Source organism: Pseudomonas sp. AC532 (assembly GCF_979258965.1).
Genome location: NZ_OZ409888.1, coordinates 676,240 through 688,554 on the forward strand (window position 1 = coordinate 676,240; position 12,315 = coordinate 688,554).

A 12,315-nucleotide genomic window follows, 5' to 3' on the forward strand; every position below is an offset into this window, starting at 1 on the left:
GTCGGCGTATCAGGCAAAGCTGCGCTCCAGGTGCACGGCGAAGCGCTCGAAAGCCGCGATGGCGGCCGCGTCCGCCTCACGCTCTTGCTGCTCGTCCAGTTCGACACTGTCGAGCGCCGCGACGAAGGTCTTCCAGCCTTGGGCCCGGCCACCCTCGGGCTCGCCCAGATGTCGCGCCCCGAAGGTCTCGCTCAGGCCCAGAGCGGGCATGCGCTTGAGCAAGAAGGCCGCTCCAAGCTTGGAGCCTTCGGACACGAACAGCCAGGCCAGGGCGGCGCCCAACCCGAGCGACTGCTTACGAATCGCCTCATCGCCCGCTGGCACCGGCAGGCCGAGGTCAGCCAGGTCGAGACGGGTTTGCTGCAACCGGCAGCGCGCCGGCAGATCCGGCAGCAACGCGGTCAGTGCAGAATCGTGATACAGCTTTTCCAGGTCGTACTGGAACAGATATTGGGCTGCGACGAAGCGCGCAAAACGCTCCGGACTACCGAAGGGGTTCTGGCCTTTAACCAAGGTATCGAGCTTGCTGTGCGGCTCGTGGGTCAGTTGGTTAAGGCGCTGGGAACGCAGCGGATGGTGCAGTTGTGCTTGTGGGGCAGTCATGAGTCTCTCCTTGTACGGGCCTCTCGAGCGGTGCTCGGCATCGTCTAGATAACTGACGAATGAGCATGCAAAAGTTGGTAAATCCAGCCACCTCACTGGCGATTGAACTGTCACGTGCTGCTTGGGAAATAACGGCTCAGATGACGAAGGTCCGCCTCACCGAGCACCCCAGCCAGGTAGCGCAACTGCAGCCAGGCCCGCAGGTAGCCGTAACGAGCCTCTGCCAGATTCCGTCTAGCGCTGTAGAGCTGCTGCTCGGCATCGAGCACATCGCGGTTAACCCGTTCGCCACCGCTGACACTTTTTCGGGTGGCCTCAATCAGGCTGCTTGCCGACTCGACTGCCAGTTCATAAGCGCGCACCTTGGCGGTGCTGCTCGCACAGAGGTTGAACTGGCGCCGCATTTCGTTGATTAATCCGTCGCGTTGGGCGTCCAGCTCGTATCGGGCCTGATCGTAGGATGCCGATGCCTGACGCCGTGCAGCCGACACCCCGCCACCAGCGAACAACGGCACGCTGAGCTGAATGCCGACGCTGTCGGTGTCGTACTTCTGGTTGTAGGTACTTTCCGAGTCGGAGCTGGTCTTGCGCGAGCTGGCGTACAGACCGAGTGTTGGCAGGTGCCCGGCCCGCTGGCGCTCGACTTCCTGCTCGGCCACGGTAAGTCCGTGTCGCTGGCTGGCGAGTTCGGCGTTGTGCACCATGGCCATGTCGCGCCAACCTTCGAAGCGTGCCGGAGCCAGCGGCTCAGCGCCGAACGGCTCATTCAGTGGCGCCAGTTGTCGCAGTTCGACCGGCTCTCCGATGATCGCATGCAGATCGCGCAGCGCGGCATCCAGGGTATCTTGGGCCTCGATCTCCTGGGCCCGGGACAGATCATGGCGAGCTCGGGTTTCCAGCACGTCGGTTCGGGTGCCCTCACCCGCCTCGAACGTACGCTGGTTGAGCTGCAGCTGCTCGGCATAGGCGCGCCGCTGGGCGCCCGCCAGCGCGATCTGCTCACCTGCCAGCAAGGCCTGGCTGTATGCCTCGAACACCCGCACCACCAGCTCCTGGCCACGCCCGCGCAGACGCTCGTCAGCCAGCGCCGCCTTGGCAACCCCCTGGCGGTACTCGGCCCAGGCGGCATAGTCGAATAGCGGTTGCTGCAGGGTCAGCCCCGAGGAGTAGCTGTCGTAATCACGGTCATTGGTCACCCCGCCAGCCGTGACGTCGGACTCGTTGCGGGCGTTGCGATAACTGTACGACAGGTTCGGCAGCAAGCCGGCCCTGCCGATGGCCAGGTTCTCCACGCCGGCGTCCCGCTCACGAGTGGCGGCTTGGAAGGTCGGATCATTGCGCAGGGCCAGGGCGTAGGCATCCATTACGCCAAACGCGGAGCTCGGGCCGGCGAGCAGCGCACCGAACAGAATGAGCACGCATCTGACGGTTGGCGAAATCAGGCGCCGGGCTTGATCGGATGTTTTCATTCTTCCACCAGCGCCATGTGGGTCCGATCGCTGAGCGGCTTGAACAGGTAGTTGAGCAACGAACGCTCACCCGTTCGCACGAAGGCTTCCACCGGCATACCGGGACGAATTTGTTGGCCCTGCAACTGACGCAATCCATCATCGTCTACCTGCACACGCAGCCGGTAATACGGCTGATCGGTTTTTTCGTCCAGCAGGCGGTCCGCAGAGACCAGGGTCACCTTGCCGTTGACCCGAGGTGTGCGGCTCTGGTTGAAGGCGACGAACAAAAGCTCTACGTCCAGACCCGGCTGCAGCTTGTCGACCAGCTCGACCGGGGCCCGTGCGTCGACCAGCAACGGTGCGTCCTGAGGGACGATCTCCATCAGCATCTGACCCGGCGAAACCACCCCGCCCTCGGTGAAAACGTCGAGTCCGACCACGGTGCCGGCGGCTGGGGCACGGACTTCGCTGTGGGCCAGTTCGAAGTCGGCAGCGCTCAAACGGCTGCCCAGTTCCTCCACCTTGAGGCGTGAATCGGCGAGCTGCTGACGTACGTCTTGCTGATACTCCTCGCTACGCTGGGCGGCACGCAGGCGTAGCTCAAGGACCTGCCGCTGGGTCCGGCCGATATTGCCGAGGTCTTCGGAAATGTCGCCATTGAGTTGGGCGTACAGCCGCTCGTTTTCCAAGAGTCGATTGCGTGCCACGTAGCCGTCGCGCGCCAGTTCACGCAGGCCCTGCAATTGCGTCTGCATGCTGCTGCGCTGCTCGTCCTTGTGAGCCTTGGCGGCGCGCAGCCCTTCGAGCACGGCCTGGCTGCCCGCGATGCTCTCCTGCAACCCTGCCAGTTCGAGGCGCAGCGCGGCCCGCCTGCTGGCGAGCAACTGGCGCTGCAAATCCAGCGTCGACTCGACCCGAGGATCGTGTTCAGACACCAGAGCGGGAGGAAAGAGGATGGTCGCCAACCCGTCACGCTCGGCCGCCAGGCGAGCGGTGCTGGCCACAGCTCCAAGGTGCTGAACGAACAGCGATTCGCGCTGGGCGCGAATCTGCGTGGCGTCCATGCGAATCAGCACCTGCCCTGCCTCGACCTGGTCACCGTCACGTACCAGCAGACTCTGAACTACTCCACCAGAGGGGTGTTGCACGGCCTGACGATTACCGGCGACCACCACGTTGCCGCTGATCGCCACACCCTTGTCGAGGGGTGCCAGGCCGGCCCAGAGCAGAAAACCGCCAAAACCGACCGCCAGCAGCCAGCCGCCCATTCGAGAGTACCGGCGCTCGTCCAGAGGCAATATGTCGGCCAGTGGCTTTTGCTTGCGCAAGGATTCAGTCATCAGGATGCCACTCCCTGGCTGCTGTAGCTCATGCTCAGCGAGGGGGCGCCGCGCAAGGCTCCCGCTACGGGTGACGCTTTGGGTTGCAACACCTCCAAGACCCGGTCGGCCGGGCCGAATGCCTGTATCTGCCCGGCGCGCAGCACCAGCAGCTTGTCGGTGCTGGCCAGCAATGAGGGTTTATGAGCGATCAGCACCAGGGTGCGACCTTGCCGCTTCGCCTCGGCGATGGCCGCCAGCAGCGCCTGTTCCCCGGTCTCGTCGAGGTTGGAGTTCGGCTCGTCGAGCACGATCAGCGCCGGCAGGCCATAAAGCGCCCGGGCCAGGCCGATACGCTGTCGCTGCCCTCCGGACAGCCCGGTGCCACCCTCACCAAGGCGGGTATCGTAGCCATCAGCCAGTTGCAGGATCAGGTCGTGCACGCCGGCCATCCGCGCTGCGGCCACCACCTTCTGCGCATCCACTCCGGTGAAACGGGCGATGTTCTCGGCGACGGTGCCGGCAAACAGTTGTACATCCTGAGGCAGGTAACCGATGTGAGCGCCCAGGGCGGTGCGATCCCATTGCTGCAGATCGGCGCCATCCAGGCGCACCTTGCCGGTCTGCGCCTTGGTCACGCCTACCAGCAAGCGCGCCAGGGACGATTTGCCCGAGCCGGAAGGGCCGATGACACCGAGTATCTCCCCCGCCTCCAGGGCGAAACCGATGTTCACCAGGCACGGCGTGCGGGTGCCCGGTGCGAAAGCGCTGAGCTGCTCGACGCGTACCGCGCCGAGAGGCGCGGGCAGCGGCATCCCGACCGGCCGCGGCGGGTGCGCCTGGAGCAGCGCCGACAGCCGCTCGTAGGCCAGCCGTGCGTTGCTCCACTGCCGCCAGACGCCGAGCACCTGATCGATGGGCGCCAGCACCCGGCCCATGAGTATGGACCCGGCGATCATCATCCCGGGTGTGATCAACCCATCCAGCGCCAGCCAGGCACCCAGCCCCAGCACCAGTGACTGCAGCGCCAGGCGAACGTATTTGGACCAGGCGCTGAACACGGCAGTCTTTTCACTCGCCAGGTTCTGCTGGCTCAGGAAACCGGCATGCAAGGCGAACCAGCGCTGGCGTATCGCCCCAAGCATCCCCATGGACTCGATGGCCTCGGCCTGACGCAGGTGACCGGAGGCCTGCTGATTCGCAGCGATGGACATCCGTGCAGCCTCGCCAAGCGGCTCCCGGGTCAGCCGCTGATTGAGCCAGGCCAGTATCAACAGCGCCAGGGCACCTACCAAGGCGAGCAGGCCGAGCCACGGGCTGAACAGAAATATCACCCCCAGATACACCGGAAACCAAGGCGCGTCGAAGAACGCGAACAGCGCATTACCGGTCGCGAACTGACGCAGGCTGGTGAGATCGCTCAGCGCCTGGGTCGAGGTCTGCCGAGCATTGCTCAGATTGGCTTCGAAGGTGGCCTCGAACACCCGTGCATTAAGGTGCATGTCCATTTGCGTACCGAGCCGGATCACCAGCAGGCTGCGGATCCATTCCAGCGCTCCGGCAAACACGAACAGACCGACCATGATGAGGGTCAGCATCAACAGGGTCATGGCATTGCCGGAGGCGAGTACCCGGTCATAGACCTGCAGCATGTAGAGCGCAGGTGCCAGCATGAGCAGGTTGATCACCGCGGAGAACAGACCGACATGCAGCAGCCCTGATCGGCAGGCACGCAGGGCGTGAAGTATCTCGTTGGTAGCTGCGGGGACGGGGGCGCGCATCCTGAAACTCCTTGGCGCAGTGCCAGGCGCAGCGCGCCTGACGGCGTCTCCGGGGCCATTGACGGGCGCCCGGGCGACATCCAGAATTCGTGACCGTCACAGCCTGGGCCTTGGAAAACACGGGCTGTGACGGCGTTACCAGAGCGGACGGGATGACATATCCGTTCGCTTTTTATTGCCTCGTGATCAGGCCGCCAGCAGCAGCTCCGACTCGCTCAACGACGAGCCCGCCGTGGTGATGATGTCGTCGGTCAACCCAGCAGCTTCCAGAACGGCCAGCAGGCCGCCGTCGTTTGGCGTACTGGCGCTGTCGGTAGCCCCCTCAACAGAGCCATTCATCAGGCCCCAGATCACATCGTGTACGGCGTTGTCGCGACCTTCCACCGCCGTGGCGGTCAATGGCGTGTTGCCGAGGTCGAAGGTGATCAGCGGGCTGGAAACGGTACCGTTGGTATTCAGACCACCGCCCAGGGTGACCTGCTGCAGGGTGCCGTACAGTGAATGGCTGCTGAAGTTGTAGGACAGGTTGCCAACCGCCGAGAACGAGAACGAGCCGTCACCCAGACTCATTGCGTACGTGTCGCCAGAGAGACCGGACGCAACACCGTTGGTGTAGAAGCCGCCGGTATTGGTTGGGTGCTCACCTGGTACACCAGTGTCCTGGTAGGCCAGCAGCAAGCTTTCGAGCGTGCCGCCCGAGCTGAAGCCCAAAGGAAACTCGTTGGCGTCGTAGCTGTAGGAAATTGCCATTTTCTCTCTCCTTGCTTCGGCGAATGATTCGCCGTGAGTGACACCTTGCGGTGCCGGTTTCCATGCCGTTGCCGACATGCTTCCTGGTTGGCCTCCAAAGCAGTGGCCAGCCTCAGAACTGCAGCTCGAAACCGCCCATCACGGTGCGGCCTGGGCCATAGGATTTGGTGAAGATGTCGGAGTAGCCACTGACGTAACTACGGTCGCGAATGTTTTCCACGGTGGTGCGCAGCAACAGGTTGCGACTGACCCGATAGCTGGCGAACAGATCCCAGGTGGTGTAGCTGGGCCACAGGTCGTAGTCCCAGTCCTCGGGGCCGCCGGCGGCGCTGTAGTTGAGCCGTGCACCAATTTCCAGGCTATCGTTGAGCCAGCGGGTACCGACCACCCAGCTGCCACGATCCATGGGCAGGTTGCGCGCACTGTTCATGCCGAACACATCACCGGCACAGGATTGCTGGGCATCGAGGTAGGCCTCATAGGAGGCATAGCCGGCTGCAATGGCATCGTTGTGGAAGTCCGAGTAGCTACCGTCTTCGCGAGGCATGTCTTCACGGATGTGATCGCTGCCAAGGGGATAAACCTTTTGGCAGAGCTCGTTGTCGCCGCCAAGCACATGGGTGTAGTTGATGCCCGTGTACCATCGCCGAGCGTCGTAATCGACTTCGAACTCCATGCCGCGAAAATTCATCGGCACCTGGTTGTTGACGAACATGGTATTGCCCAGGCCGCCGGTACGGCCTGGCAGGGTATTGACCATGGAGGTCACCAGGTAATTGTCGACCCGAGTGTCGTAGTAGGCGACCTTGGCCTGGAAGCGATCGCCACTGCGGATCAGGTCAAAGGTGTCGACGTTGAAGCCCAGCTCCCAGCTACGGGAGGTTTCGGGATCGGCATAGGGGTTGGGATACATGCGCGCGAAGGGATCGCCGGGGTGTGAGCCCTCCATCAACGACTCGGTCAACGCGGGCGGTCGCCAGGACTCGCCCCAGTTCGCGAACAGTTCGAACCAGCCGGTGGGGCGATAGGCCGCGGAAAGGGTTGGCAGCAGCTTGGCCATGCTCTCGTCGACGCTGTAGTCACGCATGCCCGCATTCGAGAGCCAGCGCGGAGCGTAGTTGCCAGAGGTGAAGTAGTTGGCGACGGAGGTCGGATCGGCCAGGGCCGCTTCAAAGGTTCTGGCACTGTTGCAGCCGGATTGGATACCGGCCGCGCAGCGCGCTCTAGCGGTGTTCAGTTGGTTAGTCACGACCGTGGTGAAACGTTCGAGGCGGCTCTGGTAGGCCCACTCGGTTGAGGGCACCTGAGTCTTGCCCTTGAGGTTGTAGTAGTCGTATCGCAGCCCACCGGAGAGCGTGAACTGCTCGGTCTCGAAGGTCAGGTTGCCAAACGCGCTGGCGATGCTGCGCTTGCCATTGGGGTTGAGGGTGTTCTGCCCCGAACTGAAGGGCTCGCCCTGATAGTTGCTCTGGTTCTTGGAAGTCCCCTTGTCGAGGAAATATTCCAGGCCGTGATTGAAGTGAAAGCCTTCCACGCCGGCGACGGCGAAACGTGCGGTGTTGTCGAGTTTGAAACCGTAGGTATCGACCTGCGTGTTGGTCTCGCTGCCCAGACCAGCTTCGCATTCCTGCAGCCAGTCAGCGGGAATCGGGTTCTGCCGGCAATAACCCAGCCTCCAGGCGGTCGCGGTCATGTCCACACCATCGGTGACGATGGGCCGGCCAGCAGCAGTATTGCGCTCGTTCCGGGTGGTCACGTAGTAGAGCTTGGCGTTCAGGTCGATCCAGGGGGAGTCAGGCGTGAAGGTGTAATCCAGGCCAAATGACTGCGAGCGCGCACTGGCATCGCCGAACTTGGCCCAGGCGGCGTCACCATCGATGGCCGAGCCGTCTACCGCACTGGTCACCCGGCGGTCGGAAACGTTGTTGTAGCTGAGGTCAGTACCCACGTAGGTAAATTGCAGCGCTTGTTCAGGGGTCAGGGTGAAGCGGCCCTTGAACAGCTCCGAGTCCTGCTCCTGATTGGAGAACTTGATGCGGTCGACCACCTGGGTGACCCCTTCCCTGCCATCCTGAACGCCGGAAGTAAGAAAGTCGAAGTTCTCCCGGCGCGAGCCCGCCGCATAGTCGCCAAAGCTGCGCCGGCTGCGAGCACCGAGCAGTTCCAGGCGATCACCAAAGCGTCCGGCCACGGCTGCGCTGCCGATGAAATTGACGCCATTGCCGTGGCCGCCCAGACCGGTCATTCCGCGCAGGCGCACGCCCTGATCCTGGCCCGGCAGGATGATGTCGTCGACGTTCAGGGTGCCGAAGTTGGCGCTGCCGGCAATTGACGTTGCGCCGGTGATATCGGAGCGAGGACCCTTCTCGATCACCACGCTGCTGATCAGCTCGGAATCCACGTAGAGCTGACCATTGCGTTGCTGATGGCCGTTCTCGTTGAAGTTCTGGCGCATGCCATCGATCATCGTGTTGACCCGACCGAAATCCTGCATGCCACGTATATTCACCGACAATCCGGGATCCTGGGCGCTCACCGCGCTGTACACGCCCGGCGTCTCGACCAGCATGTCGGCCGCATGCCGCGGCGGGTTGCGATCGAGCTGCTCGCGAGTGATGACGCTGACAGAACGGGGGGCCTGGTAGATCCATTCGTTGGTGACGTCGCGGGTCGATTCGATGATGGTCTCATCGATCTGCAGCGTACCGGCGACCTCTGCCAGCCGCTCCAGATTGACCCGCCGCTCCCCGGTAAAGCTGTGACTGACCGGTAGCCCGCGGAGCAGCAGACGCAAACCCTCCTTCGGCTCGTAAAGCCCTTTCAGCTCACGAGCTTCGAGCCCCGCCAGTTTGCTGCTGTCGAAGAACACCTGTATCCCTGCCTGCTCGGCAAGGGCGATGACAGCGCTGCGCAGCGGCTGTGCGGGGATATCAAACTCGACCTGAGCAGTCCGGATACCACCGTCCGCCACAGCCGATACCGATACTGGTTCCTGAGCCCAAGTGCTACTCGCGGCGGCCAGTGCCACACCAGCCAGCAAACCACCAGCCAGTCCAAGAGCGCGCTGCACGCGCTGGACGGCACTGACTGAATGACGCGTTCCCTTGTTGTCCATCGACCTGCTCTTCTTGGATGTTGATGTGTAATGAAAATCACTATCAACAAGCAAGACGATGCAACAGAGAAAACTCAGTAAGCATTTTCCAAATTATTTGCCCGGCTCGAAAAACGCAGGGCCGCTCAGTAGATGACGCTGAAGCCGGGCAGCTCGGTATGACTGGCCTCCAGCTCCTCGGTGAGCGTGGCGACTGCAGCATCCAGCGAGTCGAGCCGGAACACGCCACTGACCCGGCGCTGCGCCAACTCCCCGCCCGCGACAAGAATGTGCCCGTTGCGGTAGCGATTGAGCTGGGTCACCACCTGCTGCAGGGGGACCTGATCGAAAATCAGCAGGCCGCGCTGCCAACTGCTGGCGCGTGACAAATCCTGGTTCAGCCGCTCGATCTGCCCATTGGCATCGAAGCGTGCGCTTTGCCCTTCGGCAAGAGTCAGGCTCTGGCCCTGCTTGCTGACCACCACACGGTGCTGCATGACGCCAACGAGCGTCTGCTCGGCGTCATCGCGGCTGACGATAAAACGCGTCCCCAGGGCCTGCGCCCTGCCGCCACCGCTGTCGACAACGAACGGCCGTGACTCGTTCTTACCCACCGGAGCCGTCTGGAAAATAGCCGAGCCAGCCAGCAATTCGATGCGCCGGGTCTGGCTGGTGTAGTCCAAACGTATGGCGCTGCGTGCATCGAGAATCGCCTGGCTACCATCAGGCAGCTCGACCACGCGTACCTCGCCAGTCGCCGTCAGGTGGTCAGCCACAAGCGGCAGGTACAAGGCCGCACTTTGCGTCCAGCCGACGGCAATGACGATCGCAGCCAGCGAGGCACTGCTCAGCCAGCGCACCAGCCTACGGCGTCTGCGTACTGGCAAGGCGGCCCTGGCATCGGACGGCGCTCGTCGCTGCGCCTCGAAGGCTGGCTTCGCGAGGCCGGCAAGATCGCCCCAGGTTTGCTGCGCGAACTGCAGAGCCACACCGTGGCGTGAATCGAGGGCGAGCCAGGCCTGTAGCGCTTGTTGCTCGTCTTCGGCGAGCGGCGAGTCGCTCAGGCGCACCGCCCAATCGGCAGCGGCCTGACGAATCTCTTGATCCTGCAGGTCTGGGCTATTCAAGTCGCGCTCTCGGTCTCTCTTATAAGTAATGACGCTCGGGCTGCAGTTTTACCGTAAAAGCGCCCTGCTATACGCATTCGTTCAGGGCTCACGGCCAGCGCCCAACCGCGCCATGACATGCGACAGCGCCTTGGACAGGTGCTTTTGCACCGAGCTGTCGCTGATGCCCAGGCGCCTCGCGACCTCCGCATGGGTCAGTCCCTCAATGCGGTTAAGGTGAAAGATCTCGCGGGTACGTGGCGGCAACTCGGCAACCGCTCGCTGCAACAGTTCCATACGTTGCTGCCTCTCGGTTGTGTCTTCCAGGCTGTCGACTTCATCCTCGACTGCATTGAGCACTTCGTCGCCGACCAGGTCGGTCTTGTGTCGTTCTTGCTGGCGACGGTGGTCGATCAACAAGTTGCGGGCGGTACGGTAGAGGTAGGCTGGCGAGTTCTCGATGTGAACATGCCGGGCCTGCTCGCTCAGGCGCAGGAAGCTTTCCTGGACGAGATCGGCAGCCAGATTCGGGTCACGGCTTTTGCGCAGCAGGAAGCTTTGCAGCGCCCTGGCGTGCTGCTGGAACAGGCTTTTTAGATCCAGATCCGACACGCGTCATACCTGACCTGAACGAAGGGGAGCAGTATCTTAACGGCAGATGAGAATGGTTTTCAATAACGACGTTAGTGCAGCAGCAATCCGTTTGCGCGTCTGCCACGTGGCGGCATGGCCACAGCGGTTACCACCCTGCCCTTTCTGTTGGAGGGAACCATCCCTCAAATTTCCCCCGCCGTTTTCCGTGGCTGGCCTGTTTTTCGCCCCGACCATGGTCGTTGCCGTGGCACTGATAGAGCGCACGGTACCTGCTGGTCAATTGACCGAAGGCCTGACCTGGCTGCTGGCGGGACTGAACGTTGGGGTCGCTACCGGGGCGGCGCTCTCTGGCCAGATAATCGACCTTGTCGGCGTCACGGGTGGGTTTGGAATGGCGGTATACGGGGCGGCATTGGTACTGGTTGTTGCGTGCGTCTGCTTTTACCAGCTGCGTCAGCCGCTAACGGCCTGACAGCCGTTGAGCCGATTGCTTAAGTGGAGAAATGGCCAATTACGTGGTCCGCTTAGGCCCGTGCTTTCGCGGCTCAGCAAGAGCTTTCCATACGCATGCGTAGAAACAGTTTCTGTCCTACCCGGTGATGCTGCGAAAACTTGCTCGATAGTCAGTGGCTTTCAGATGAACATGCTGGGACAAGTCGCCGCTTAGCATAAACAGGCGCGGACCATCCCTGAACTGAAACACCCGATAGAGATAGAACTGCTCGCAGGCTTCCTTGGAGGACTCCAGCTCGTTGTGGCTGACAAGGAATGAGGAACCGAGACCATGGCCTGCAGATTTCTAGATGATGCCGAACGACGATTGAGCTAGAAGCTCGGAATGCAACGGCACAACCGCTATCCCGGCGTGAAAGGATCAACAGCTCCAGGCTCACAGATAGGGATTTTCATGGCCACAATTTACGTACTGATATACCGGTTACATTGAAAGGTATGGACATTGAAAAAGACCTTTTTTTCATGTAGTTACCCTAATCAAAAAATGTCCATAGCAGAAAAAAATCTTCTGGCTACCTACCCTTTCCGAGCCCCTATTAAGGGTGCCTACTCCCACCGAAACCTCCACGATAAAACAAAGTATTCTCATTAGAGGGGTCTTACGATGGCTTGCGCTGAAGCAACGTCTTTTAGCGGTCGACTAAACCCGGACACCATTTAAGGCGAGAAAGCTCGCCATAGAGAGGTGTCTGATGAGCAAGCAACGCCGTACGCTCACGCCCGAGTTCAAACGCGAGGTAACCTTCCTGGTTCTCAACCAGGGCTACAACCATATCGAAGCAGCTCACTCGCTTGGGCTCGTTGAGTCGGCGTTGCGCCGATGGATCAGCCATCTCCCAGAAGAGCTAAACGGCATTACCCCAACCAGCAAACGATTCAGGAGCTAGAAACCCGGAACATCCTTTGGAGCGGGAAAAGTGGATCCTATAAAATGCCACCGCGCTCTTGATGGCCGAGGAGCACGACCATACGCGTTGATTGATCCGTTTCGTGCTGAAGAGCCAATTGATCTGTTGGTGCTCGGTATTTGAGGTCTCCCGTTCCTGTTGCTACGCGCACTGCCGCAAACGCCGATCACCAGACGTTGAGCGGCTGTTTTGC

Annotated in this window: 8 protein-coding genes and 2 pseudogenes; 1 reads left to right on the forward strand and 9 read right to left on the reverse strand. The window is 61.7% G+C overall.

Annotated features, from left to right (window positions below; genetic code table 11):
* Positions 1–9 precede the first annotated feature (9 nt).
* From ACZ0AV_RS03235 to ACZ0AV_RS03275, 9 genes and pseudogenes are all read right to left on the reverse strand, one after another.
* Positions 10–603 (reverse strand): biliverdin-producing heme oxygenase, encoded by a 594-nt coding sequence (locus ACZ0AV_RS03235; RefSeq protein ID WP_499149699.1) that lies wholly within the window; start codon positions 601–603, stop codon positions 10–12.
* A gap of 110 nt (positions 604–713) precedes the next feature.
* Positions 714–2,072 carry a TolC family outer membrane protein gene (locus tag ACZ0AV_RS03240; protein WP_499149700.1) on the reverse strand — a complete coding sequence of 453 codons (1,359 nt, stop codon included), beginning with the start codon at positions 2,070–2,072 and terminating at the stop codon, positions 714–716.
* Positions 2,069–3,394 carry an HlyD family type I secretion periplasmic adaptor subunit gene (locus ACZ0AV_RS03245; protein WP_499149701.1) on the reverse strand — a complete coding sequence of 442 codons (1,326 nt, stop codon included), beginning with the start codon at positions 3,392–3,394 and terminating at the stop codon, positions 2,069–2,071. Before ACZ0AV_RS03245 ends, ACZ0AV_RS03240 begins: the two co-directional genes overlap by 4 nt.
* Entirely contained in the window at positions 3,394–5,154 is a 1,761-nt protein-coding gene (locus ACZ0AV_RS03250) for a type I secretion system permease/ATPase (protein WP_499149702.1), read from the reverse strand. Before ACZ0AV_RS03250 ends, ACZ0AV_RS03245 begins: the two co-directional genes overlap by 1 nt.
* Before the next feature lie 186 nt (positions 5,155–5,340).
* A complete protein-coding gene (locus ACZ0AV_RS03255; RefSeq protein ID WP_499149703.1) occupies positions 5,341–5,904 on the reverse strand; it encodes a heme acquisition protein HasA in 564 nt (187 codons plus the stop codon).
* A 112-nt stretch (positions 5,905–6,016) separates the two neighbouring features.
* The gene (locus ACZ0AV_RS03260) at positions 6,017–9,019 is read right to left on the reverse strand and encodes a TonB-dependent hemoglobin/transferrin/lactoferrin family receptor (protein ID WP_499149704.1); all 3,003 of its coding nucleotides are present in this window, start codon (positions 9,017–9,019) and stop codon (positions 6,017–6,019) included.
* 125 nt (positions 9,020–9,144) lie between these two features.
* Positions 9,145–10,125 (reverse strand): FecR family protein, encoded by a 981-nt coding sequence (locus ACZ0AV_RS03265; RefSeq protein WP_499149705.1) that lies wholly within the window; start codon positions 10,123–10,125, stop codon positions 9,145–9,147.
* Positions 10,126–10,206: 81 nt separating this feature from the next.
* Positions 10,207–10,716: an RNA polymerase sigma factor gene (locus tag ACZ0AV_RS03270; RefSeq protein WP_499149706.1), complete on the reverse strand. Its 510-nt coding sequence runs from the start codon at positions 10,714–10,716 to the stop codon at positions 10,207–10,209.
* Between the two features lie 571 nt (positions 10,717–11,287).
* Positions 11,288–11,461, reverse strand: a pseudogene (locus ACZ0AV_RS03275) (protein NO VEIN domain-containing protein); the annotation flags it as partial.
* Between the two features lie 445 nt (positions 11,462–11,906).
* Between ACZ0AV_RS03275 and ACZ0AV_RS03280 the strand changes: the two are divergent.
* Positions 11,907–12,309: pseudogene (locus ACZ0AV_RS03280) on the forward strand (transposase); the annotation flags it as partial.
* Positions 12,310–12,315: the final 6 nt, after the last annotated feature.

Excerpts from the sequence above, each read along its gene's own strand:
- ACZ0AV_RS03255 (WP_499149703.1), bottom strand. The coding sequence starts at position 5,904 with ATGGCAATTTCCTACAGCTACGACGCCAACGAGTTTCCTTTGGGCTTC.
- ACZ0AV_RS03250 (WP_499149702.1), bottom strand. The coding sequence starts at position 5,154 with ATGCGCGCCCCCGTCCCCGCAGCTACCAACGAGATACTTCACGCCCTG.
- ACZ0AV_RS03235 (WP_499149699.1), bottom strand. The coding sequence starts at position 603 with ATGACTGCCCCACAAGCACAACTGCACCATCCGCTGCGTTCCCAGCGC.
- ACZ0AV_RS03260 (WP_499149704.1), bottom strand. The coding sequence starts at position 9,019 with ATGGACAACAAGGGAACGCGTCATTCAGTCAGTGCCGTCCAGCGCGTG.
- ACZ0AV_RS03245 (WP_499149701.1), bottom strand. The coding sequence starts at position 3,394 with ATGACTGAATCCTTGCGCAAGCAAAAGCCACTGGCCGACATATTGCCT.
- ACZ0AV_RS03240 (WP_499149700.1), bottom strand. The coding sequence starts at position 2,072 with ATGAAAACATCCGATCAAGCCCGGCGCCTGATTTCGCCAACCGTCAGA.